The 25732-nt window shown below is 47.8% G+C and carries 22 protein-coding genes and 1 tRNA gene; 9 read left to right on the top strand and 14 right to left on the bottom strand.

The annotated features are described in order from the left end of the window. The first annotated feature begins 3 nt into the window (after positions 1–3). The 4 genes from C1A08_RS07345 (at position 4) to C1A08_RS07330 (ending at position 4526) form a co-directional block, all read left to right on the top strand. On the top strand, positions 4–2187 hold the full coding sequence (locus tag C1A08_RS07345) for a S9 family peptidase (protein WP_257937067.1): 2184 nt from the start codon (positions 4–6) through the stop codon (positions 2185–2187). Between the two features lie 75 nt (positions 2188–2262). Continuing rightward, positions 2263–3069: a hypothetical protein gene (locus C1A08_RS07340; protein ID WP_145996535.1), complete on the top strand. Its 807-nt coding sequence runs from the start codon at positions 2263–2265 to the stop codon at positions 3067–3069. Positions 3070–3084: 15 nt separating this feature from the next. Then, positions 3085–4176, top strand: a complete 1092-nt coding sequence (locus tag C1A08_RS07335) for a hypothetical protein (protein WP_101572456.1) — start codon at positions 3085–3087, stop codon at positions 4174–4176. 11 nt (positions 4177–4187) lie between these two features. Next, a complete protein-coding gene (locus tag C1A08_RS07330; protein WP_101572454.1) occupies positions 4188–4526 on the top strand; it encodes a DUF4491 family protein in 339 nt (112 codons plus the stop codon). A gap of 104 nt (positions 4527–4630) precedes the next feature. Here C1A08_RS07330 and C1A08_RS07325 read toward each other — a convergent pair whose 3' ends face one another. From C1A08_RS07325 to C1A08_RS07310, 4 genes are all read right to left on the bottom strand, one after another. Then, positions 4631–7093 carry a TlpA family protein disulfide reductase gene (locus tag C1A08_RS07325; RefSeq protein ID WP_101572452.1) on the bottom strand — a complete coding sequence of 821 codons (2463 nt, stop codon included), beginning with the start codon at positions 7091–7093 and terminating at the stop codon, positions 4631–4633. A gap of 236 nt (positions 7094–7329) precedes the next feature. After that, positions 7330–9780: a TlpA family protein disulfide reductase gene (locus C1A08_RS07320; protein WP_101572450.1), complete on the bottom strand. Its 2451-nt coding sequence runs from the start codon at positions 9778–9780 to the stop codon at positions 7330–7332. A 108-nt stretch (positions 9781–9888) separates the two neighbouring features. Continuing rightward, a complete protein-coding gene (locus C1A08_RS07315) occupies positions 9889–10488 on the bottom strand; it encodes a lipoprotein signal peptidase (protein WP_055205129.1) in 600 nt (199 codons plus the stop codon). Positions 10489–10608: 120 nt separating this feature from the next. After that, positions 10609–10881 (bottom strand): HU family DNA-binding protein, encoded by a 273-nt coding sequence (locus tag C1A08_RS07310; RefSeq protein WP_101572448.1) that lies wholly within the window; start codon positions 10879–10881, stop codon positions 10609–10611. Between the two features lie 200 nt (positions 10882–11081). Between C1A08_RS07310 and C1A08_RS07305 the strand changes: the two genes are divergently transcribed. The 3 genes from C1A08_RS07305 (at position 11082) to lnu(AN2) (ending at position 13236) form a co-directional block, all read left to right on the top strand. Next, positions 11082–11166 (top strand) — tRNA-Ser (locus tag C1A08_RS07305). A gap of 327 nt (positions 11167–11493) precedes the next feature. Continuing rightward, positions 11494–12699: a macrolide efflux MFS transporter Mef(En2) gene (mef(En2), locus tag C1A08_RS07300; protein ID WP_005786079.1), complete on the top strand. Its 1206-nt coding sequence runs from the start codon at positions 11494–11496 to the stop codon at positions 12697–12699. Positions 12700–12723: 24 nt separating this feature from the next. Continuing rightward, a complete protein-coding gene (gene lnu(AN2) / locus C1A08_RS07295) occupies positions 12724–13236 on the top strand; it encodes a lincosamide nucleotidyltransferase Lnu(AN2) (protein ID WP_004308783.1) in 513 nt (170 codons plus the stop codon). 446 nt (positions 13237–13682) lie between these two features. Here lnu(AN2) and C1A08_RS07290 read toward each other — a convergent pair whose 3' ends face one another. The 8 genes from C1A08_RS07290 to C1A08_RS07255 form a co-directional block, all read right to left on the bottom strand. Further along, a complete protein-coding gene (locus tag C1A08_RS07290; protein ID WP_004308780.1) occupies positions 13683–14036 on the bottom strand; it encodes a nuclear transport factor 2 family protein in 354 nt (117 codons plus the stop codon). Between the two features lie 88 nt (positions 14037–14124). Continuing rightward, a complete protein-coding gene (locus tag C1A08_RS07285) occupies positions 14125–15528 on the bottom strand; it encodes a hypothetical protein (protein WP_004308779.1) in 1404 nt (467 codons plus the stop codon). Positions 15529–15739: 211 nt separating this feature from the next. Further along, complete coding sequence (locus tag C1A08_RS07280) at positions 15740–16699, bottom strand: toprim domain-containing protein (RefSeq protein WP_005795604.1); 960 nt, start codon at positions 16697–16699, stop codon at positions 15740–15742. 216 nt (positions 16700–16915) lie between these two features. Beyond that, positions 16916–17992: an AAA family ATPase gene (locus C1A08_RS07275; RefSeq protein ID WP_009319341.1), complete on the bottom strand. Its 1077-nt coding sequence runs from the start codon at positions 17990–17992 to the stop codon at positions 16916–16918. 14 nt (positions 17993–18006) lie between these two features. Beyond that, positions 18007–18315 (bottom strand): DUF3853 family protein, encoded by a 309-nt coding sequence (locus C1A08_RS07270; protein WP_007842330.1) that lies wholly within the window; start codon positions 18313–18315, stop codon positions 18007–18009. A 223-nt stretch (positions 18316–18538) separates the two neighbouring features. Beyond that, positions 18539–19558 carry a hypothetical protein gene (locus tag C1A08_RS07265; protein ID WP_005795598.1) on the bottom strand — a complete coding sequence of 340 codons (1020 nt, stop codon included), beginning with the start codon at positions 19556–19558 and terminating at the stop codon, positions 18539–18541. Between the two features lie 10 nt (positions 19559–19568). Next, entirely contained in the window at positions 19569–20861 is a 1293-nt protein-coding gene (locus C1A08_RS07260; protein ID WP_005795596.1) for a PDDEXK nuclease domain-containing protein, read from the bottom strand. A gap of 66 nt (positions 20862–20927) precedes the next feature. After that, positions 20928–22208, bottom strand: coding sequence for a site-specific integrase (locus C1A08_RS07255; protein ID WP_101572731.1), 1281 nt, complete (start codon positions 22206–22208; stop codon positions 20928–20930). A gap of 361 nt (positions 22209–22569) precedes the next feature. Between C1A08_RS07255 and C1A08_RS07250 the strand changes: the two genes are divergently transcribed. Further along, positions 22570–23210 (top strand): IS1 family transposase gene (locus tag C1A08_RS07250; RefSeq protein WP_436231438.1). Its coding sequence is split into 2 segments (ribosomal slippage): positions 22570–22606 and positions 22606–23210, totalling 642 coding nucleotides; the frame shifts between segments, so codons are not numbered across the junction. Between the two features lie 379 nt (positions 23211–23589). On the opposite strand, the gene C1A08_RS13480 is transcribed toward C1A08_RS07250, so the two are convergent. Further along, positions 23590–23925 carry a DUF4143 domain-containing protein gene (locus C1A08_RS13480; RefSeq protein WP_306345978.1) on the bottom strand — a complete coding sequence of 112 codons (336 nt, stop codon included), beginning with the start codon at positions 23923–23925 and terminating at the stop codon, positions 23590–23592. Positions 23926–23978: 53 nt separating this feature from the next. After that, on the bottom strand, positions 23979–24527 hold the full coding sequence (locus tag C1A08_RS13475; protein WP_306345975.1) for an AAA family ATPase: 549 nt from the start codon (positions 24525–24527) through the stop codon (positions 23979–23981). Positions 24528–24805: 278 nt separating this feature from the next. Here C1A08_RS13475 and C1A08_RS07240 point away from each other — a divergent pair, with 278 nt between their 5' ends. Continuing rightward, on the top strand, positions 24806–25474 hold the full coding sequence (locus C1A08_RS07240) for an IS1 family transposase (protein WP_153498143.1): 669 nt from the start codon (positions 24806–24808) through the stop codon (positions 25472–25474). Positions 25475–25732: the final 258 nt, after the last annotated feature.

The following is a 25732-nucleotide window of genomic DNA, read 5'->3' as shown; positions in this document are numbered from 1 at the left end:
CCGATGAATTTCGAAACGCGGTATGACCTGTCCCGGCGCGGACGATACGCCGGACGTTTACTTTTCCTGATTACGATGGCTGCGCTTATCCTGAATCCCGGTGCGGCGGCCCAGGGCCGCTTCGACTACGCCGACCTGCGCGGCGGTTTGTTCACGCCGAAAACCGTCGGCGGCGTCCGCAGTATGCGCGACGGCGAACATTATACGGCGGTCGACAGCGGCCGCATCGTCCGATACAGCTACCGGACGGGCGAACGGCTGGCCGTGATTTTCGACCGCGCGACAGCCACCCCGTCGATAGACTTTACGGATTACCGGTTCAGCGCCGACGAAACCCGCATCTTGCTGTCGACCGACGTAAAACCGGTGTACCGCCGTTCGTTCACGGCCGAATACTGGATATTCGATACGAAAGACGGATCGCTCAGGCGGCTTTCGACGGGCGGGCCGCAGCAACAGGCCGCCTTCTCGCCGGACGGCCGCCGCGTGGCCTTCGTTCGCGACAACGACCTTTTCGTGGCCGACCTCGCGGACGGCGCCGAACGCCGCATTACCTCCGACGGACGGAAGAACCACATCATCAACGGTATCCCCGACTGGGTATACGAAGAGGAATTCGCCTTCGCGCGGGCGTTCGAATGGTCGCCCGACGGACGGCGGATCGCCTGGCTGCGGTTCGACGAAAGCCGCGTCAGGGAGTACAATATGAACCGTTTCGACGGGAAGCTGTATCCGGAAAACTACACGTTCAAGTACCCGAAGGCCGGCGAGGAAAACTCGATCGTCGAACTCTACTGCCACGATCTGGAAACCGGCGAAACCGTCCGGATCGATACCGGCGGCGAAACCGACCGATACATTCCGCGCCTGCTGTGGACGCCGTCCGGAGAGCTGGCTTTCTACCGGCTGAACAGGCTGCAAAATCACTTCGAAGTGTTATTGAGCGACCGCAACGGCGCGACGCGCGTCGTTTACGACGAACGCGACGAACGCTACGTCGAACACGCCGACCGGTCGACCGTCACGTTCCTGCCCGACGGCGACCGTTTCGTCGTCCGCAGCGAACGGAACGGCTACATGCACCTGTACTTGCACAGCATCCGCAAAGGCTTTCTGAAACAACTGACCGACGGACAGTGGGAAGTCACGGCGATGCTGGGCGTCTCCGACGACCGGGTTTACTACTTGTCCACCGAAACCTCGCCGCTCAGACGCGACCTGTATGCGGTCCGACTGGACGGCAAGGATAAGAAACGGCTGACCGGGGGCGACGGCACTTACAACATCCTGCCGTCCGAAGGGTTTCGCTACTACATCAGTTACTTTTCGAACGTCGAGACGCCGGAGCGGATCACGCTGCACGCCGCCGACGGCCGGCTGATCCGCACGCTCGAAGACAACGCCGCGCTACGGGATACGCTGGCGGAGCGGGGCGTACCGGTCAAAGAATTTTTCACGTTCCGGAATTCGGAAGGCATCGAACTGAACGGCTATCTGCTGCGGCCCGGCGATTTCGACCCGGCGAAAAAATACCCGGTGCTGATGACCCAGTACAGCGGTCCCGGATCGCAGCAGGTCGCCGACCGCTGGACGATGGAATGGACGGACGTGCTGGCGCAGCAAGGCTATATCGTCGCCTGCGTCGACGGCCGGGGAACCGGGTTCCGCGGCGAATCGTTCCGCAAATGCACGTACCGGCAACTGGGACGCTACGAAACCGAAGACCAGATCGAAGCGGCCCGCTACCTGGGGTCGCTGCCTTACGTGGACGGGTCGCGGATCGGCATTTACGGCTGGAGTTACGGCGGGTTCATGGCGTTGAACTGCATTCTGAAAGGCAACGACGTGTTCCGCATAGCGATCGCCGTAGCGCCGGTCACCTCATGGCGTTTCTACGACACGGTTTACACCGAAATTTATAACGGCATGCCGCAGGACAACCCGTCCGGCTACGACGACAACTCGCCGGTACGTTTCGCCGACCGGCTCGAAGGAAAACTGCTGATCGCGCACGGCACGGCCGATGACAACGTACACATTCAGAACACCTACGAAATGGCCGCCCAACTGACGGCGCACGGCAAACCGTTCGAAATGCGGATCTATCCGGACAAAAACCACAGCATGGGCAATGCGCGGCACCACCTGCTGGAACGGTGCATCGAATTCGTAAAAGAAAATCTGTAAAAAAACGCCCCGGCCGTTTGGCGATGCGGCAAAAACTCGTTACCTTGCAGGAAGATAACCTAACCCCTGCAAAGCATGAAAACAAATGCAGCCGTTGCCGGATTGATCGCTCTGGGTTGCCTGTGCTTGTCGTTCAGCCCGCGAATCACGGATTCTCCCGCAGCCGGAGAGACGGCATCTTCATCCGTTTCCGCAAAAACGGATTCTCTGCAAAGGGAAGTCCGCCGTTTCGAAGACACGGTGCGTCAGATGGAAAAAGAACTGGGCTGGGCCGTGTTCGAAGAAGCCACCGAAATCGCTTACCGCAAGGGGATCATCGCCCCAGTCTATTCGCTGGCCGACTATCGTTTCGACATCGCATCCTACAACCTGAAAATCGACTCCTGCAAGGCCTATCGCCGGGCTTTCGACGATGCGGAGGAACAACTGCGCCAAGTGCTGATGCAGGACTCGGCTTACCTGTCGCTGATGCGGCACCTTCCGGAAAAGGACGGGAAACCGGACTACGAACGCCTGAAGGCCGGACAGGAACTGATATTCACCCGCCTGTCGCACACCTCCGAGGAATACCGCTGGAAGCGGGAGATCCGCGAACGCAGGCTGCTCGAATCGAACACCGCGCTGCTGCGCACCGTCGCTGCGGTCTGCCGCAGGCAAAACCGGGAGGTTCCGCCGTTTCCGGTTCCTCACTTACAGAACAAAATACAGAAAGACGCGGAAGCCATCGGATCGGATCTCGCCACAGACCTGTCTCCCGACAAAGAGATGGAAATGAAATACAGCGACGAACTGCGGCAGGCCATCGCCTCGCTGGAAGAAGCTCGCGAAGCCCTGTGGCTGACCCGGCAGGATCTGTACCGCCTGCAGGACGAGCGAAAATAATAATCCGCCGCAGCCATGAAAATCCCGATTTGCCTGATCTTCCCGTTCGTATTGCTGTTCCCGCACGCCCGAGCCGAAAATCCGGACGATTTTTCGCCGGAACGCAAGGCATGCATTCTGCACCTGAGATCGGTCAGGGACTCACTCCAAAAAGACATAGACAGCAAAAGGCTGCGGATCAACGCGATCCTGTTCACCGAGGGGATCGCGGAGCTCACGGTTGCCGACCAGCCTTACATCCGGCTTCCGTTCCCGTGCCTCGGATACGACGATCTGGACGATTACGTCCGGGCCGTCGATTCGTTGCAGACGTTCGACCGGAGCTATTATCCGGCCGCCCAGCGACGCAGGGACAGTCTCCTTTCCCTCTCCTGCCGTTACCGGGCCGTTCCGGACGAAACGGACTCGCTGGAACTCGTATTCAAAAAAGCCGTGCTCCGGACGTTGTATGCAGATTTTCGGGCGCACGGGCGGCCGATAAACACGGAATACATCCTGGGGCCGGAGAACACGAACCGGGTCGTGGAAAAAAGCCACGAACGTCGGAGACTCGCGCTGGAACTGGGCGCCCTGTGTCGGCTGCTGGATAAAAAACAGATCGCAGCGGCCGCGCTCTGGACTCCGCAATGGAGTCGCTACGTGCAGCCGATCCCGACGGCGAACGATTCGCTGCTCGCACGGATACGGCTCCGATCGGTCGATTCGCTCTGCCGCGCGACGGAGCGCAAAAAACTGCAGATCAACAAAAGGGTATACGATTTGATTATCCGCGAGGTAATCCGTACCGGGCGGCCTTTCCCGATGGAGTCGCTCGAAAGATGCGGTTCCATCCCCGTAGCCCGCTATCGGGCGCAGCTTTGCAGGAAGGGAAAAACGGTTCCGGAACAGATCGGATCGTTCGAATTCCAGCTCCGGCTGCTGAAAACGATAGCGACCGACTTCCGGCGGCAGCGGAAACTGTTGCCGGAAGGGGAAGTCACCCAGCTTGCCCGGTACCTCGACATCAACGCGGACGCAAAAATCATGCTGCTACGCGAAGAACTCGACGTCTTGGAACAAAAAACGGAACAGGCGATCGAAACTTACGTAGAACAAAAATACTTGTAAAACAAAACAATATGGAATTTTTAACGGAATATCATTTGCTGGGACTGGTCATCGGGATCGCCACCTTTTTGATTATCGGACTGTTTCACCCGGTAGTCGTCAAAGCCGAATATTACTGGGGAACCGGATGCTGGTGGATTTTCCTCATGCTCGGAATCGGCGGGATCGCCTGGTCGCTGCTGACCGACAACGTACTGATCGCCGCGCTGGCCGGCGTGTTCGCGTTCTCGTCGTTCTGGACGATCAAGGAACTGTTCGAACAGCAAGAGCGCGTCCGCAAAGGCTGGTTCCCGGCCAACCCGAAACGCCGAACGAAACAGGTATGCCGGACGGAAGAAAAAAAACGGTAAAAATGTAAAAAGTCCCCCGGTTGTTTTAGTTTAAACCGGGGGCTTTTATTACTTTCGCCGGAACCGGCACGGTCGCCGGAAAACGGCAATCCCGCCCGAAACGATCACTGCTTTTCGAGTTCCAGCAACTTGCTTTTACAAAGCGCGGGACCGGAACGGCTCCATCGATTGTTATCGACCACCCGTCCCTGCTTATCGACCACAACGCAGTGCGGAATCCCGTAAATGTCGAATTTAGTACAAAGCAAGTTCCACTGATCGTCGGACAGCCTCAGGCGCTCGCCCTGAATCCGGCGTTCGGAAAGGAACCGATCGTAAGCCGCAAGCGGGGATATTCCTTCGGACGTGATATATAGGAACTTGATTTTCGAATCTTTCAGCTCTTCGACCGTTTGGCGGGCCTCAACCATCCCCTGCCTGCACGGAGCGCATCCGGTGCCCCAGAAATCGATGTATAGCACGTATCCCCTGTACGGAGCGATCAGCTCGTCGAAATAGTCGTCGGCTTTGGTTCGCGGCTCGTCTTTTTCGACCGGCCGGATTACGACCGACGAGGCTTCTTCGTACGCCCGCACGATCCGGCCGGTCAGGTACGGCGTCCCGACATACGGCAGCAACCGGGTCATTTCCGCGAAAAGATCCAACCGAAAATTCTCGTTTTGCTGTTGCTGCGACACGAGGCTGTAAAAATAACCGGTCAATGCGTAATCGTAAGCCAGGCAACGGTCCAATCCGTAACGGCGCAGCGTATCGAACGCATTCGCATACATGTATTTTTCGCGCAGCGTATCCAGCCGCGCCTGCTCTTTCGCCCGCTGCGCGTTGAACTCTTTGAGACAAGCCCCGAAGCGACGACTGATCATCGTATCCCGGATCGAGACGGACTCTCCCCGGCTCTTGAACGGCAGGCTGTCCAACTCGGCCCGCTGCCCGGGAGTCAGGTCGGGACATCCTTCCCGCACCTTTCCGGCGATATGCGCGATCAGCCCCGGCCCGAACAGACCGCTGAATGCGGAAAATGCGTCTGCGATACGGCCTATATTCATCACCGGACTGCAGACGACAAGCCGGCTGATTACCGAATTCGCATCGGACGTAGTAGTCATCAGCGGATCGTCGACCCGCTCCATCGTAACGAAATCGTAAAAGGACGCCGGAAGCGGCCGGTAATCGGGATTCCTCTCGGCCTCGTAAACGCCGTCGTCGCGCAACCGACCGTTTATGATTTTCGAATTTTGATTCGCCGACGCATAGTCCAACAAATTACAAAATGCCCGCTGACTATGCTCCGCGTAGAGCAGATCCCGCGTCCGGCCGCTTATTTCGTAACGGGCCGCCAGAGCCGACAACGAATCTTCCGTCCGGCGAAAACGTTCGGCGATCCACGCCTTGTATTCGTCGGCAGCCCCTCTTCCGACGCACTCCTGAGTCCGGCCGTAAACGCTGTCTTGCGCCGGCACGATTCGGTCGGCGATCATCCGGTACATATTGTATTCGGCCGCGCGGCCCATAAACCGCGACCGGCTCCAGTCTTTCATTCCCGATCTGCACTGAGGATTCTGCAGATCCGACATCACGAAACGGCACATCAGCGTATCGCCCGGCTCGACGTACAAATTCCTGATCGTTCCGGGCCCCAGGCTCATCACCAAGGTCTTCGGATGTTCCGTTTCGATTTCGGCGGAAAAACGGCCGTCCGGAAGCACCTCGATCAGCGCCGCGCAATCCCGGCCCGTTATCGGATCGTACGACATCAGGGTTCCCGACGTAAAGCCGAACTGCGGCGTATACCCTTCCAGAATACCCCGGATCACGGCCGTGCCCGGACGATACAGCTCGTTCCGGTACTTCTCCGGATCGTATTTCCACTCCGCCGCCGGCGTAGTGCGGCGCACCAGGTCGCGGCCCAGCGTCGCGAACGTACGGCCGTCGGAGCCGAGCAGCAGCGCGCCGTCGCGCCCTTCCTTCAAGCAGAGCGTCGTATCGCGATCGCCATTCTTAAGCTGCACCCACAGCGTTTTTCCTTTGCGGGTCACCGTTCCGTAATCCCAGAAATCGTTCCGCCACACCGCCGTCTGCGGCAGAAAACCGCAGACCCACCGGTTCGAACCGTCGGAAGTCATCCAATGGCCCGCAGCCCACGCCGGAAGCGGCGACGGCGCATCTTTCAGCCAAATGCCGTACGTATTTTCGAGCGGTTTCTGTCTGCCGAGAAAATCGACGCAACGCACATCCGCATCCAGCGGTTCGAAAACGAACCGCGCTTTCGACACGCCGGGAGCGGGTAGAAAAACCTCCTTGCCCAGTTCGAACCCTTCGGCCGCCAGCAGCCTGTACCGCCGGTCGCCGCCGCGTTCCCGCAGATAACATCCCGTATCGTAACGGATCCACGAAGCGGGATCGTTGCGTAACGTCACCTCGGCCACCGTCCGCTCTTTTGTGGTTTCGATCCGGTCGAAGCGCACGACGTAAACATAATCGTTCCGCACCGGATCGACCGTACGTTTCTGTCCCCAAGCCGCACAGCATAGCAACAAAAACAATCCCGACAACAAACTCTTTTTCATATCGCATCGTTTTAGATTTGCAGGTTTCCGTCCGGAATCCGGACGCTAAACAAATTTAATAAAAACATCCTGAAAAAGCTATTTCATAACACAAAAAGACAACCCTTTCGGATTGTCTTTTAAAACATTTCTCTTTCTGCACAACAAATACAGCGAACAACCGGGCCGCTATCGATGCCGCGGGACGTCGGTTTCTACTGCTACGCCGCTCCCCCGCCACCCGATCCGGATCGTCGTCAAGGCTCTTTCTCCAGCTTCAGCAATTTACTTTTACAGTGTTTCGGCCCTATCCTGCACCACCCGTTATTATCGACGATGCGCCCCTGTTTATCGACTACGGCGTAATGCGGGATTCCGCCGATGTCGAATTTCGCTTTCAGCAGGTTCCACTGATCGCGGGTAACCCGGATATGCTCTCCCCCGATCCCGTTCTCCGTCAAAAAACGGTCGTAAACCTCGACCGGCGACTGCGATTCGTCGGTAATATAAAGGAACTTGATTTTCAAATCTTTCAACTCTTCGACGACCGGTTTCGCCGCGATCATGCCGCTGCGACACGGCCCGCAACCCGTCGACCAGAAATCGAGGAATAGTACGTTTTCCTTGTAGGGCGCGATCAGTTCGTCGAAATATTCGTCGGCCTTCGTCCGCGGCTTCTGCCGCTCCTGCGTCCGGCGGGTTTCGCAACCCGAAGCATACGACTGCACGATCTTACCGGTCACGTACGGGGTTTTGACATAGGGCAGCAGCCGGGCTACCTCCTCCAGTCGGGCGCTGTCATTCTCCAGTCTGTCACCTTGACCGGCATACCAGCGTGCGAGCGTATAATCGTAAGCCACGCAGCGATCCAATCCGTAACTGCGCAAAGTGTCGAAAGCGGCCCGGTAAAGCGACCGTTCTTGTTCCGACCTGATCCGAGCGATCTCCCGTTTCAAAAAATCCTGCTCCAAAGCCCGGAAACGGCGGATGACGATAGTATCGAGCCCGGCCAATCCGGCGGAATCCCTTTTCCCGGCGATCAACGAATCCAGCGTAGCCATCTGATGCGGGGTCGGCTCCGGCATCGACGCTTTCATCCGCTTGCCGACATCGGCGACCGCTTTCATCCCGAGGGAGTCGTATCGTTTATTAAACCCGTTGTATGCGGCGCCTACGAACATGGCCGGGCCGTATTCGAGCCGGTTGATCACCTCGGCAAAGCAGGTTGTCGCGATCATCAGCGGATCGTCGACGAAATCCATCGTCATAAAATCACAGAACGACTTCGGCAGCGGCCGGTAATCGGGATTCGGCGTCGCCTTATAGGTTCCGTCGGGCCGTTGCGAGTAGGTATACCGGCGATCGGAATGCCGCATCTGGTAATTGAGCAGGTTCCGGTATTCGGCCGTCCGGAAATTCGCGTACAGCAGATCCCGCGTCCGGGCGGAAAATTCATAGCGGGCGGACAGCGCCGCCAACGAATCGTCCACCTGACGGAGCCGCCCGTCGATCCACACCCTGAATTCGTCCGAGGCGTCCTTCTCGATGCATTTGCTCATCCGGTCGTAAACGCCCCACGGATTGGGCATCATCCGTTGGGCGATTAAATAAAACTGGTTATGCGGCGCCGAACCTCCCATGAACCGGGAACAATCCCATATCTGTTCATATCCATGTCGCCGGGGATTCTGCAAATCGGTTATACTGTAATAACACATCAGCGTATCGCCCGGCGCCACGAATACATAACCGGAGACGTCTTCTCCGATCTGCATATACAATGCCTGCGGAGCTTCCACCTCCACTTCCACGTCGAACCGTCCGTCGGGCCGGATTTCGATCAGAGAATAAGAATCCCGGCGCAGGACATGGTCGGTCACGCCCAACGAACCGGTCGTATAGCCCAGCTTCGGGGTATAGCCGTCGATCACGCCGCGGATCACCGCTTTCTTTTTACCGTACAGGACGTCCCTGTATTTTTCCGGGTCGTATTTCCACTCCGCCGCCGGCGCAGTGCGGCGCACCAAGTCGCGGCCCAGCGTCGCGAACGTACGGCCGTCGGAGCCGAGCAACAGCGCGCCGTCGCGCCCTTCCTTCAGGCAGAGCGTCGTATCGCGATCGCCGTTCTTAAGCTGCACCCACAGCGTTTTTCCTTTACGGGTCACCGTTCCGTAATCCCAGAAATCGTTCCACCACACCGCCGTCTGCGGCAGAAAACCGCAGACCCACCGGTTCGAACCGTCCGTCGTCAACCAGTTTCCCGACGCCCAATCCGGCAGTACCGAAGGTTTCTCCGATTTCTCTAGAAAAATTCCGTACGTATTATGCGATTTTTTCCAGCTCGGATCGATGAAATCGACGCAACGCACATCGGCATCGACCGGATCGAAAATGAAACGGGCTTTCATCTCGCCCGATTCGGGCATGTACACTTCCTTATTGAGTTCGAAGCCTTCCGCGGCCAACAACCGGTACCGCCGGTCGCTGCCGCAATCTTGCAGATACGTCGTCAGCGAATCGTACCGGATCCAGTAATTCGGGAGGTAGCGCAGCGTCACTTCGGCCACCGTCCGTTTACCGGTGATTTCGACGCGGTCGAATTTCGCCACATAGGAGAAATCGCTCCGGACGGGATCGACGATCCGTTTCTGTCCGTAAACGCTACAAGCCCACAGCAACAGGAGACCTGCCAGCAGATTCTTTTTCATGACAGAGCAGTTTTAGGTTCGGGCACCGGCACATGCCGACGTATCACAAATATAGCAAAATACACCAAAAAAACCGCTTTGCGACACAAAAAGACACTCCGCCGCGAATTATTTGAAATATTTACGCTGGAACAGCAACAAGTAAATGACGCCGACGGTGATGTAACTGTCGGCGAAGTTGAAGATCGGGCTGAAAAACAGGAACGGCTCCCCTCCCACCCCGGGAATCCACGACGGGAAAACGCCCTCCACGATCGGGAAAAACAGCATATCCACGACTTTGCCGTGCAGAAATCCGGCATAACCGCCGCCTTCGGGCAGGAAAGTGGCGACGCTCGTAAAGGTCGATTCGGAAAACAACAGCCCGTAGAACGCGCTGTCGAGCACGTTGCCGAGCGCTCCGGCAAAGATTAGCGAGAAACCCGCCAGAACGCCGGCCGGCGCCTTTTTCCGGTATAAATAAAAAATATAATACCCCAAAGCACCGATCGCCAGCAGACGGAAAACACTGAGTATCAACTTCCCGTAATTACCCCCCAACTCGAATCCGAACGCGGCTCCCGGATTTTCGATAAACCGGATGAAAAACCAATTCGGAAAAACCGTCACACTCTGATCCAACATGAAATGCGTCTTGATCCAAATCTTAACGATCTGGTCGAATACCAGCAAAGCGACGATCAACAGGATAATCTTCTTTTTACTCATCGTGAAGGGGCTCATTTAAGATCTGCAAAGATTGTCTATTTTTTTGGAAAAGACAAACCCGCAAACAAAAAGCAGACAGCCCGTTTCCGCAAACCGCCCGCTTTCGTTCCGACCTCCCCGTTATTTCAGCATATCGCTCAATTCTGCACCGGCTCTGAATTTGACCACATTCCGCGGGGCGATCCGGATAGCCGCCCCCGTTCGGGGATTGCGTCCCGTACGTTCCGGCTTTTTAGCCACCGAGAACGATCCGAAACCGACCAGTACGATCTTGTCGCCCGACCGCAACGTTTCGCCGGTCACTTCAATGAACGCGTCGAGCGCTTTTTTGGCATCGACTTTCGTAATTTTTGCATTTCGCGCAATGGCGTCAACGAGTTGAGATTTATTCATGACTCTTAAGTTTAGGTAAACACGCTGAATTTCAGCACGTTTACAAATATAGTCATTTATCTCGTAAAAACGAAAAACTTAAAATGGAAAATTCGCCAACCGTCCGAAACGCAAAACAAACGTCCCGCCGCCGGAAAACAAACGGGAGAAAGCGCACTACAAGTTGGAAAAGTAAAATTTCCGTTATATTTTTGTCCCCCGGAGAGATGGCAGAGTGGTCGATCGCGGCGGTCTTGAAAACCGTTGAGCTGCGAGGCTCCGGGGGTTCGAATCCCTCTCTCTCCGCAACAAACGCTGAAAATCAGCAGATTGCAAAACAAACACCCAGTTTTGCACCCAAGAATGTAAAGTCGGGTGTTTTTGTTTTATTTAAGATAATACAACCACTACATAATAAAAGAGTAGCGATATTAAAAGAATCCGATGAGAAAAGACTAATATTTATCTATCCATTCACTTTGATTTTTCAGGACTTTACATCGTCCTGAAAGTATTTGTTATTGTATTCCAACGTCAGGAGTGGATTATAATACAAGTTTTTTGTGTGGATAGAATTTCGTTTTGCTTAATGTACGAAAGTACTTATCTATAAACGCATGAAATATTAGCACAATGAATCATTGGAAATCAACTTTGGCCGTGATAGGAATAGGCCAACTCATATCTATTTTAACAAGTACGATTGTTGGCTTCTCCATTATTTTTTGGATTAGCAACGAATTTAAATCCCCGACAGCTTTATCTCTGGCTATTTTAGCTGGATTTTTACCACAATTTGTATTAGGCTTGTTTGCCGGGGTCTATGTTGACAGATGGAATCGAAAGAAAACGATGTTTTATTCGGACTTGTTCATCGCGTTCTGTACCCTATGTCTTTTTATTGTGATAACCAAGGGTTATAAAGACCTTTCTTTTTTTTATCTATTGACTGCTTGTCGTTCAATAGGCAGTACGTTTCATGCACCTGCTTTACAGGCAAGCATCCCTCTACTGGTTCCCAAGCACCATCTTGTCAGGGTATCAGGTTTGTACCATTCCATTCAATCCTTCAGTGAGGTGATAGCCCCCGTTGTAGGGGCAAGCCTCGTTGTTTGGCTTCCCATACAGTATATTCTGCTCATAGATGTGATCGGAGCTGTTGCTGCTTGTCTGACCTTACTTTGTGTCCAGATTCCTTCTCTTCAAAAAACGAAAGTTCTTCCAGATTTCAAAAAAGAACTGACGGAATGTTGGCATACCTTGCGGCGTACAATGGGCATTTTGCCTTTATTCGTATGCTTTACGCTGGTGACTTTTGTCCTTATGCCTGTTTTTACGTTATTTCCTTTTATGACGCTTCTGCATTTCAACGGAAACATTTTGCAAATGGGAGTTGTGGAAATGGGTTGGGGCTCAGGGGCATTGTTGGGCGGTTTAGTACTTGCCTGTAAGGCTTTGAAAAGCAAGCAAACATTAGTGATGCATACGGCTTATGTGATATTGGGATTGTATCTGATTAGCGCCAGTTATTTACCATCAAGCGCATTTATAGGTTTTGTTTGCCTAACATTTACAGGAGGCATAGCCTATTCCATTTACCATGCGCTTTTCATCGCTATTATTCAGCAGAACTTGGCTTCGGACATGCTTGGACGGACTTTTTCTCTCATCTTTAGTTTGAGTACCTTTCCATCAATGCTGGGTATCGTAGCTTCAGGATATTGGGTGGAAGCATGGGGTATCACATCCGTCTTTATGATCAGCGGATGGGTTATCTTTCTGATTGGAGTGGGTGCAAATTTTATTTCTTCAATCAAGCAGTTGGATAATTACGCATAGTATTATTTATTAAAGAATTATTATATGACAAAGAAAGAACACACTACGATTACAGAGTTATTTCAAGTTTTGGACTTGTTGGAAAGCCTGGACATGCAGTTTTGGTTGGATGGAGGCTGGGGAGTGGATGTCTTGTACGGACAGCAAACCCGCTTGCATAGAGATATTGACATTGATTTTGATGCCAATTATACAGACCAACTCCTTGATCTTTTGCAGGAGAGAGGATATCAAATTGAAACAAATTGGTTGCCCACCCGTGTGGAACTGTATAGCAAAGAATTAGGCTATATTGATATCCATCCTTTTGTCTTGAATGCGGACGGCACTTCCAAACAAGCCGACTTGGATGGAGGCTGGTATGAATTTCAACCGGACTATTTTGGAACAGCAGTCTTTGAAGGCAGAAGCATCCCTTGCATTTCTGCAAAAGGGCAACAAGTATTCCATTCGGGCTACGATTTAAGAGAGAAGGATATTCACGATTTATCTATAATTAAACAATGTATAACAACAATGAGCCTAACAATTAGATAAGAACAAGAAAATGACAGAAAAACAAATTGTCTGGTATATCTTACTTACAGAAGTAAAGATAGATAGTGACACCCAGTCTGTCACATCCCTGAGTGTAGCTCCATTGGCAGTCTTGCCGGAATTCCAGCGTAAGGGAATTGGGGGGGGATGTTGATTCAGTAAGCCCATCAGAGGGCAGCACTTTTGGGTTACGGCACAGCAGTCGTATTGGGGCATAAAGAGTATTATCCTCGATTTGGCTATCGCAAGGCTATCGATTTAGGAATTGAATTTCCTTTCGAAGTCTCTCATGAATATTGCATGGTGGCTGAATTAATACCTGGAGCTACTGAGAATGTGAAAGGTATGGTTTGTTATCCAACTGACTTTAAATAGTTTAACAAGTAAAATTCATTATATAACTCGGACTGGGTATTTCAATTTCCCAGTCCGTATTCTGATAGTACTTATTCAATTGGAAGATTGTGTTGCTTCAAGAATGAAAGTTTATCCCAATACCCTCTTTGAAAGACGATTTTGTTATCTTTTACATGAAAAAATCCGCATCCACGAAGTCCAAGAGAGTCTTTCCATTCCATGATAGCCCATTCGCCATCTTCAAAAATATTTTCCACCATACAAACCATTTTAGCAGTGGCAAATTCATTCACAAACATTTTGTAGATTGATTCTTTACCAATTATTGGTTCGTTTGCGACTTGATGATTTACTGCATTAGTAGCATACAGCTCTGCTATATGATAAGCATCTGCTTTGTTAAAGCAATCTATCCATTTTTCCAAAACTTCTTTAGGCTTCATTTTTTATAAATTCTTAGGATTTTGATTCTGTAATAAAAACAATCTGTTTGGATGCATAGATACTTGATTTTATTAATAATAGGCTATTCTATATTCTAAATCCTCTGGATTTTTGCTCTCTCTGCACCGAGTTACGTAGATTCTGCTGTAACTTTTCCCATTGTTCCTTAAACCATTGTACTATGGGTTGTCGGTTTATGGTCAGCATAAGCTTACCACTATCCATCGGATGTTTCTCAACCCTAAAAATATCATTCTTGATGTCAAATTTCCACCTGTGTTCTTCGGAATAAATTTTGCCACTACATTGTATGGATTCTTTCTTTGTCAAGAGGTTTTCTATCATGTCTTTGGTAAACCCGATAACAGCGCATAATTTTTCCATTCTCAACATCTCTTTGAACATGGGAAACCATTTGTGGGCTTTTTCAAGCAAGGTGCTCAATCGTGATATTTCCTTGTCTTTGGCTTCAAGTTCTTGATTATGTATTCTTTGAAGATTACGAATTTGTCTGCTATGCTGTTCCTGTATTTGTTGTATCTGAATTTTTAATTCATCAGTAGCTTTGTCCCGTTTGGTAATTTCCTGATGTAGCTGCTCGATGTGATGTTCCAGTTCTTTCAGCTTACCGCTTCCGAAAAGAGAACCTACACCGCTTGCTATGGCGGTAGCAGCATTGGTGGCTGTTTTCTTTAGTTTGTCCGTGCGTATCTCTGCTTTTACCTGTTTGAGTTCCTGTTCGGCAAGGCTTACTTGTTGTTCCTTGTGTCGCTTGGTTTCCTCTATACGTTGCAGTTCGGCTTTCTGCTTCTCAATGATGAAATCATTTCGTTCCAGATGCTCTTTACCTGTGACAGCTTTTGCCTGTCCACGTTCCATCAGGAGAATATCGGAAGCAAGGGTCTGCATGGTTGCCATATCCTCGTCATTGAGCTTTCGGCTCTTTCCAGTTTCATGGTTCATCCAGTCGAATACGACATGAGCATGATAATTTGGTTTGAACCATCTGTTACCGACTTGGAAGCTCTCCTTGTCTTCTGCTTCCGGCTGACCGTTCAGCCAATGCCCTTCGTCTTTATGCAGGAAAATCTGTAGCGGAGTGATGCCCCAGCGTCTTTGGCACTCTTCACCGAATTTGCGTACATCAGCCAGTGTGGTGTCCGGTCTGATAAGCAATACTCCTTCACGGATGGGTGAGCATCCCGCCACCTTGATAATCTTTCCATTCTTTCCCTTGCGTTCCCTTTCCTTTTCCTGCATGGCACGTCCGGTCTTTTCCTTGACCATTTGCTTGATATTGTCATAATGAGTTCGCAGTTCGGGAGTGCCGAAGTCGGGATTTATCCACTGTTCGTTATCGGTGGAAAGTTCGGGAACGACATAGATTCTGGACTCCCCGATATTACGCATATACTCGGCAGTCCTTCGGTTGTGTGCCTCGCTCGATGCGATGTTGCAAGGCTTGATATGTATGCTTGATTTTGTTGCCATAGCTTCTTTCCTTTGTTTACAATTGATTTACTTTGCTCGCTTTCGCAGAGGGGTTCTTAGGGGTAACCCATAAGCGGAGATTGCAAAGAGAGGGTCACTCTTTGCTCGGGGTTCTCAGGGGTGAAACGCCCTGAGTGGGTCATTAGGGCAAAGCCCTAATCCCCTCGGGAGAGCCCACAACTACGAAAGCGAAGCGTGTAGTTATAGTGGGCTATAACCGGAAGCCTTTCGGTTTCTTGGATAGTGTATCATTCCTCTTTTTGACAGATTGCGCTTGCTCTTTCCTATCGGCTATTCGTTTCTGTAAATATTCGTTCAGATCTTTACATCCACTGTAGATTTGCGAGGCGTCACGTATATACCGGGTAGCATCATACTCCTTTCTGATTTGCTGTATTGCTTCCATTCCTGCACGGTCATTGTCAAAGAAACAGTGGATGCGCTCATAGCTTCCCAACGGATAGAGTGCCTTGGGAACATTGGCTACGGAATTAAGAACTATGTAATCCTGTCTGTCGAAGTCGGGTGATTGCGGACAGCTTTCCAGTCTTAAGGTCAGAAAGGAAAGGTAATCCATAAATCCCTCAAAAACGTAACATGCACTCCTTGGCTTTCCTGACTGTCTGATATGGGATATTTCTTTTGGTGCGATACATCCCTTGAAATATCGGTTGCGGATTTCATATCCACCCGATATGTTCGGAAAAGCAATGGCGAAATAACGTTTGCCGTTGTGGGTGAAACGGGCTTCCTTACATTCTCTTTTCGCCAGTGCCGTGTTTATCCCTCTTTCCTGTAGATAGGCAAGCAGGGCAGGAGAAGTCAGCTGTACAATGTCCAACTCCTGAAAACTCGGTTCGGAAAATGACTGCTTGCCAAAAGAGAAAGATACGGGACGGATGTGCGGAGTCTGTTCCTCGATTTTCTGTAGAAGATAAGGTACATAGTCGGAATAGTAGAGTTCCTGTGCCAGTGCAATGATATTTCCACCTTTACCAATTGCAAAATCATACCATTGGTTGCGTTCGGTATTTATTTTGAACGAGGGCTCTGTCTCTTCCCGTAACGGGGATTTATACCACAGGTTGATACCTTGCTGCTTGACGGGAGAATGTCCCAAACTGTACAGAAAATCCGCTATCCTGATTTGTTTTGCTGTTTGTATATCCATAATAAGATGAGTGTTTGAATAATGGTTGGAATATTTATTTCTCTTTTCGCCCGTACCTTTTTATGAAGTACGGTCTGTATAATCACTTCACTTTATTTTCGTATATATAGGATACGGTAATAAAGTGAAGCGGTTTTACATTCTCTGCAATCGCTTCGCTTTATCCTTAATATATAGACCTGCCGAATAAAGTGAAGTGATTACAGGTTAGACGGTCTAATAGTGAAAGTCTGGCTTGAACGTGTATTTCCTGCCGTTCTCCTGTACTATCATCCGTTTGTTCCGGAGCATGGTGATAAGTGATACCGCCTTTTGATGGTTCAGTTTTACACCTACTGACATATAAGACTTGATTAAGGCGGTTTCCAGATCCTTGTAGCCGTATTCCTCTTTCAGTCCGAAAGCCGCTTCTAGTGCTATGCGGTGCTGTTGTTCGGTAATATGCCTGTAAGGGTCGAACTTTTCCTCTTCCGGTCTTCCAGGTTTCTTCGCTTCGGGTCTGTACCCCTCTATGAGTTCAGGCAATGCATTGTCGTTGATACGGAAAGCGAAAGGCTCGAAATCCATTGCACGTATGTGCATGGCCGAAACATTGCTTATATCCCCGTTGCTCTTGTCCTTTTCCACGAGAAGAACGGTTTCCGCCTTGTTGTTCAGCTCCGTACCGATATGCCCTCTTGCGTTTTCATCGCCTTTGTTCTGGTGGAGTATCGTATGGATGTGTATTTGCCTGTCATCCGTCCACTGCATCAACTTGGATATGATGCGTGTCGATTCTCCCGGACTGTTGATGTCATATACCATATCACGGATGCCGTCTATGATTACAAGCCCTATGTCCGGTGTATTATAGATAGCCTGTTCGACAATCCTGATGCGCTGTTCGGGCGTGTATTTCCTCAAAGCGAGAAACTCCAGATGTTCATTGTCCCTGTCATCAGGAAGACCGGCCAGCCGTAAAATACGTTTCATGACTTTCAGGCAGTGATAATGGCTTTGTTCCGTGTCCACATAAAGGACTTTCCTTTTGTTCTCCGGAAGTTCTGCCACATACCGTAGTACCGTACCGTTTTTCAATGAGGCGGCTACAATAGCCGACACATTGAAAGTCTTTTTACTTTTGGCTTTGCCTATGGATGCACTGAAATTGCCCAGTGTGCCAATGACCGAACCTTGCACTTTTAAAATCTCAGGTGCTTTCTCATAGATTTTCGATAGGCTCAGACGTGAGGCTTGCCAAAGGATTATCGCCTGTTCTGCAGATATTTCCTTTATTTCTCTCATATAGTCCATAAGCATACCTCCCATTATTTCCGTCCTCCTGTTTTCTTTCCGGCAAGTTCAAGAGCCAGTTCTGCATCAACTATAATCTTGCGCCCTATCTGGGTAATCGCCTTGTCTATCTTACCGCTTTTCTTTATGCGGTTGGCAGTGGGCAGACTGCACCCGAACAGTTTGGCTATACCGAGTATTCCGTACACATACTTCTTTTCCGTGTCTGTAACGGGTTGCGGCAATGCTTCGGCCTGACCTGAAGCGTGCTTACTCAGGAATATGAATTCTTCGCCTGTCATTTGCCAGACGGGTTTTGATAATAATTCTTGGATATTTGTCATCGTCCAATCTATTTAGTCGTTAAACAATCAGCCCTGCGCACTGGCTGTTATTTCTGTTCTCGAACGATGCAAAATTAGGTAGGGTTATGAGTGGTAAGGATGGGGACGGTACAAACTGAATATCATTGTATCTTATTGAATATCAGAAAACAAAAATACCACTCAAAAATTATTTTGAGTGGTAAAAGTGGAACTTTCGTAAAGTATCAGGATATATCACGGATTATCTGAATATATGTTCCATTTCCTTGGCGAAATTTTGGTTGCTGTCACTGGGGAAATCTGAAACAGGCTCCTTGTACTTGGATTTGTAGTAGCTGTCGTCAATATCCAGCAGTTTCAGTATTCTGTCTTTCCATTTGTCCCTGTCCTGTTTGGAGAGTTTCTCGCTCATCAGGAATATCAGATAGCATACACGTATTTTCTCTCTCGGTTTTATTTTCAGCTTACAGTTGCAGGGGTGAAGATTCATATTGGCATAGAAATCTGGTGCGGAAATTTCTTCGAACTGTTCTCCTTTGCACACCTCATGAATGAGCGAAAGTAATTTCATGCTGAAATATTCCTGTTGTTCTTCTGTCGTTTCCTGCTGACTGATTGGCTCGCTTGATTTATTCTCTTGCTTTCCGTCAGGAATGTATTTCTTCAATATATCCAGAAAAAGGCAGCTTTGACGGTATATGTCCGCACAACAGTTCTTCATATATTGGAATGCCTCTGTTCTTGTAGCCTTTTGCTGGTCATAGAGTTTGTTCAGTTTGGCTTTTTCCCTGTCATATTCAGCCTTGCAGCGTTCATATTCTTTCTCTGCCTGTTTTTCCTCTTCGGCTGTATGCTCCCTGTAACCAATGGAATCATACCTGTTGTTGGCTTCATTCAGCGGCTTGCTCAGACTTCTTGTAACATCCAGCTGGGCTTCAATTTCCTGAGAATACCTTTCCATGTGCTGATAGCAAGCACGTTCTATGGCTCTGTCACTTAACGGGCGTATCTCATAAGCCTGTATGCTCTTTTCTATTTCAGTTTTCAGACTGTTGAGTATCAAGGTGTATTGCTCTTTTTGCTTGTCAAGCACCAGTTCAAGGATAGCGGCTTCAAAGGATTTCATGTCATTATACTCCTGATAGAAATCCGATATGAATTTCTGCCTGTCAAAAGAAAAAGCGTAATTATCTATATAGTCTCTGTATATTCTGTTAAGTTCTCCATATTGGGGAATCATCGTCTGTATCTTTCCTGCCATATACTTTATATTATGGGTTCTTGTCCTTGTCAAGGAATAAGGTCAGTTCTTCTTCCACTTCTTCTATACTCGGTAGGGCAGATTTCAGATTTTCGGGTACTGCCTTGCTCAATTGATAGTCGCTGATACCTATCGGCTGGTCATATCCAGCCAAGGCATATTGTGCCACGACCTCATCCTTACCCCTGCACAGCAAAAGACCGATGGTCTTGTTATCATTTTCTCCCCTCAGTTTATCATCTACAACATTGATATAGAAATTTAACTGCCCTGCATATTCCGGTTTGAATGGCGTTGCTTTCAATTCCACGACGACATAGGCGTGGAGCTTGATATTATATAGAATCAGGTCGGCGAAAAAGTCACTGTCCCCAATCTGGAAATGTTTTTGTCTGGCAACAAAAGCAAAGCCGTTACCCATTTCCAGCAAGTAATGGGTTACATGCTTTACCAACTGTTCTTCTATATCCCTTTCGTCAGCCTTTTCCTTTGCTCCTGCCAAGTCAAAGATATACGGGTCTTTTAACAGATAATTGGCAAGATCGCTTTGAGGTGCCGGAAGTGTGGCAGTGAAGTTGTTTACCTTGTTACTCTTGATTTGTCTGTCATACAGATTACTTTCAATCTGCATTTTCAGCACATTACTGCTCCAACCCATTTCTACAGATTGTTTCATATACCAATACCTTACACCTAATGGTAGCGGATTATTGAGTATGACCATATGGCTTGCCCAATTTATTCTTGCAATCGGTGACGCCAAGAATAAATCTTCTATATCCTCTATTTTTATTTTATAGATGGTTGCTACTGTTTTTTCTACATTCTGAAATTGCGCAGGAACCTCCTGCGTAATTTCTAAAGATTGATTATCAGCTGATTGTATTTGCGCAGTAAGCTCCTGCGTAAATTGCCCGCTGTTGAGTTTAAGGACTTCATTAGTAATGTTTTGAATATTAGGGACTGACAGTATTGAATCTGTTTCAATAAAACTACGAAGTACATTTAACGGATATAAACGGGCAAACTGGCACATATAAGTAAGATTACGCTCCGAATATCCCTTCTTTTCAGGATAATTGAATCTGATTGCCTGTGCCAACTTCTTGATAATTTTACCACCCCAGCCATGCAGGTTTTGGTGGTACAGTATATAATTGCCCATTTTCCAGTAATGGAACAACATCTGGGCATTGGCTGCGGTAATGAGCCGGACTTGTGCCTGTTCTATTTCCGAACCGACAGCATGGACAAAGGCATCAAAATGACCTTTCTTTATATTATGTTCGTTGTTATTTTCCATATTACTAACTATTACTTAACAAAGATAACTCTAATAATGGATAATCTGTGAAACAGACTGATACTTTTATAGTTGGTTAAACTTGTTCATTGCATTAGCCTTAATATCATCGGCTATGTCAATGTAGGGCTTCATGGCTTTATAATCACTGTGTCCTGTCCATTTCATTACAACCTGTGCCGGAATACCTAGAGCCAGCGCATTACAGATGAATGTTCTTCTTCCTGCATGAGTACTGAGCAATGCGTATTTCGGGGTAACTTCATCTATGCGCTCATTCCCTTTATAGTAGGTTTCACGTATAGGTTCGTTAATTTCTGCCAGTTCTCCCAGTTCTTTCAGATAATCATTCATTTTCTGATTGCTGATAACAGGCAATACCATGTGGTTTTCAAAATGGATGTCCTTGTATTTTTCAAGTATGGCTTTACTGTACTTGTTCAGTTCAATACTCAGACTATCTGCCGTTTTAACGGTGGTGACTTCTATATGGTCGGACTTGACATCACTTCTCTTTAGGTTGCGAACATCTGAATAACGCAGACTGGTAAAGCAACAGAACAGGAAAACATCCCGGACACGTTCCAGATACTGTTTGTCTTTGGGTATCTGATAGTCTTTAAGTCTGTTCAGTTCTTCCCATGTCAGGAAGATTACCTTCTTGGGGGTGGTTTTCAATTTCGGTTTGAACGTATCGTATGCTATATTCTGGTGATAGTCTTTCTTGAAGCTCCACCGCAGGAACCATTTGAGGAATCCCATTTGTTTACCGATGGTACTGTTCCTCATATCCTTTTTGTCGCGCAGGAAATTGACATATTCGTTCAGTCCGAATTCATTGAAATATTCAAAGGTTAAATCTTCCTTGAACTCCTTGAGGTGATTTTTAACGGCTGCAAACTTTTCGTATGTGGATTCAGTCCAGTTATTCTGGTTGCCGCATTCTTTTACAAATTCATCGAATACCTCCCAAAAACTTATCTTTACGTCTTCCTGGTCTTCACTTGTATCTTTCATCCGCAGGTTGAATGCGTCCTTTAGCTGTTGGGTAGTGGGCATGGCTTCCCGTACCTCAAATTCCTTGAACACGTTTTGAATTTCGGTATAGTATTTCAGCAGATCGGCATTGATTTCAGATGCACTTTGCTTTAGTTTGTTGGTACACCCGTTCTTCACTCGCTGCTTGTCAGCATCCCACTTGGCTACATCAATGCGGTAACCCGTTGTAAACTCAATGCGCTGACTTGCGTATATGACACGCATACGGATAGGCACGTTCTCCACGATTGGCACACCGTTCTTCTTCCGGCTTTCCAATGCAAAAATGATGTTTCGTTTGATATTCATAATTGGGTGTGTTTGAAATTCTACACCCAAATATACACCCAATATTTGGAATAGCAAAAGATATTCAGAAAGATTTAGATTTACTATGTACTCCAAATAGTGCTTGATTATTAATGATTTGCAATTTTATGATATTTCTTGAATATGTAGGTTCGAGAGCCTAACTCTCCGCAATGGTAATGTATCAGATTAGGGCATAGGATTGCAACTAGCTGAAAATCATTATCATGACTTAAAGAAAAACATAAAAAGAAGACGACTTTCGGGTCGTCTTTTGTATTTTTGCGCCCGCAAATCGGCTGAAAACCGGCCGAGGGTTCCGGATAGGAACCTTCATGTATCAGATTAGGGCACGAAAAAAATGACTTGCAAATTTTGCGGAGGAACTTGTATCAAAAAGGCTATCAAGAGAATGGGAAACAACGCTATAAATGCAAACACTGCCACAGGAAACAACAGGCGGATTATTCTTACCAAGCCTATATCCCGGAATTAAACCGGACGATCTCGGAATATACCAAAGAGGGCGTCAGGATCAGAGGCATCGCAAGGTTACTGGAAATATCGACGACTACTCTCATTAGAAGAATCATCTCCATCTCCAAAAATATAACAGCTCCGCATGTAACAGCCAATATAGAATATGAAGTCGATGAAATCAAAACCTTTGTCGGCCGTAAAAAAGATCATATCTGGGTAGCCTATGCTCTGAACTGCGCTGACAAATCCGTCGTCTGTTTCTCTGTTGTACCTCGTACCAATGAAACGCTGAGTAAGGTTACCGATAAACTGACCAATGCCAGATTGATCTATACGGATAAACTCCGGCAATATAAAACACTCATCTCACCGGAAATCCACAGGACTGCTCACCGCGGCACCAACCACATCGAACGTCATAACCTGACCATCCGTACACATATCAAGCGTCTGACCCGCCGCACGATCTGCTTCAGCCGGAAAGCGATAATGCTTTATGCGGTGTTAAAGATTTATTTCTGAGGATAAGATTATCTACGACATGCAAAAACAATCAAGTTTTATTGAGTTAGGCGCAAATTGCAATATAGGAAAACAACGGATATTCCATCTGTATTAATGCGGAATAGTGGCAAACCCAGCCAATAAATTGATTGTAAATATTTAATATACAAATAATTGCATCCAGAAGTGACGTAGCAATTTTGACAATTGAAATATTCTTACCTGCCAAAATCTTAATTGAAAAACGTCAGTACAATGACTGTTTTTGTGTCAAATTTGTCAATACAATTAGAAATAATCCCAGTAATTAGAGCAGAAATATTACGGAGCCTAAAGACTATACAAGTCTAATATTCATGCCTTATTAACCTGTTTATTAGATTAATAATACCTAATTTTAAAACAACTCTTTGGGACTTATCTTCAAAAGCTCGTCGTAAGGAATTCCTCCTGTTCCAACAAGCAACACTTTGTCCGGTTGAAATTTCTCAGCAAATACACCCATCCCCTCATTGTCTGCATGAGCTCCGCTTTTCACCTCCAAACCAACAACCTTACCTCCTTTTTCAAGAACAAAATCTACTTCGAAATTACCTTCATGCCAGTAATACAGATTATATCTATCAGATATGGAGTGATTCATTAAATGTGCTCCCACAGAAGACTCAACCAGTCGTCCCCATAATTTCGGATTGACTACTGTGTCCTCAAAAGTTTCATCGCTTTGTGAAATCAGCAGTGCATTATTGTAGACCTGAAACTTAGGACTCGACGATCGCTATCGAATCACATTTCCTGCATATTTCTCCAAACCACCCAAGAGGCCGCAGTCAGACAGCAATTTAAGATAATTTGCCAACGTCGTCGTGTTACCGGCATCTTGTAGCTGGCCAATATTTTAGTGAAAGAAAGAATCTGGCCAGAATATAAACAACCGAGTTCAAACAATCTCTTTAACAATGCCGGTTTATCCACGCGAGTCAACATCAGGATATCTTTTGAAATGCTTGTTTCGATCAAAGCATCCTTCATATAGTTTTTCCAACGTTCTTCGTCGGTAATAAGCGAGGCAGCACCCGGATATCCCCCGAAATAAACATATTGCTCAATCGACCATTCGAACGCAGCTTTCATTTCAGCAAAAGACCAATGGCCGAGATAAAATGTTTCGAAACGTCCTGCCAATGACTCTGTGAGTCCTTTCTGAATCAATAATCGGGAAGATCCCAGTAAAATTACTTTAATATTGATATTTTCTCGCGTATCCTTATCCCATTGCTGCTTGACGATCTCACTCCAATTTTCAATCTTCCACGAGCAGATATTCCGACACATTTGCAGCCTTCATTCTAAGCCTAGCTGTCTCCCAAACCTGAGTCAACCATGCCGAGTTAGTCGCCGACACGGCATCCGCAGATTCATATACATTAAGGTAACGAAAGTTTCTGCAGCAATTGATTTACCATCGTGGTTTTCCCCACCTGACGAGGCCCGAGGATTACCTGTATGAACTTTCGTGGCTCTTCGATCCTTGCTTGAATCTCCTTTATATAAGGGCGTTCGTACATAATAAATAAATTACTCAACGACTTGTGTAAATTTACTCAATACTTTTGCGATTACAAAATATAGGGCAATGTTTAAATCTATATGATCGTAAAAATGGAAACAAATATTGCGGAGGCACATGCGTAAAAGACGGAACGCAGAGTAACGGCAGGCAACGCTACCAATGCAAGTCGTGTCATCGAAAACAACAGACACTATATAGTTACGACGCCTACCAGAAAAGAGGGAGCGGCATACGAAGTACAGCACGAATACTGAATATCTCTCCCACAACACTACTTAGCAGAATTGTACAGATTGTTCATACAATCTCGCGTCCGACAGTCATTACTCAAAGCACCTATAAAGTAGATGAAATAAAGAGCTTTATACGAAGAAAGTCCGAACACATCTGGATAGCATATGTCTTGGATAGAAAATCCAAACAGGTCGTCAGTTACAATATCGGCCCACGGACAAACGCCACCCTTAACGTTGTCCTCAAAACACTCCATCTATCCGATACAAAACGGGGTCATACCGATAGATTAAAAAACTATCGCTCTCTAATTGTGACAAAAATCCATCGGACGTCATTGTACGGAACTAATCATATCGAACAACATAACTTAACGATTCGGACACATCTGAAGCGCCTGGCTCGAAAAACCATCTATTTCAGCAGGAATGCTGTTATTCTATCTGCAATCTTGAAGATTTATTTCTGGAGATAGTATAATCATCTAACAGTGGCGAATGTGATTATTGAATATCGAATAAAAAATAACCCAGCAAAACAAAATAATCCGATACTGCTCTTTCTTATACTTTAAAAATCGTAAAAACCCGAATTAATCGCTATAAGTTGTAACAACTTAGGTGTAATATACACACTTTTAAAACTGTTATGAATCGGGAAAAACAGATAGAAGAAAGTTTTATTCGGAAACTGACGGAGCAACTAAAATATGTCTATCGTGATGACATTCACG

The organism is Alistipes sp. cv1 (assembly GCF_900240235.1).
In the GTDB taxonomy this organism is placed as follows: domain Bacteria; phylum Bacteroidota; class Bacteroidia; order Bacteroidales; family Rikenellaceae; genus Alistipes_A; species Alistipes_A hominis.
Note: the sequence above shows the minus strand (reverse complement) of the source record. Positions and strands in the feature narration are given on the sequence as shown.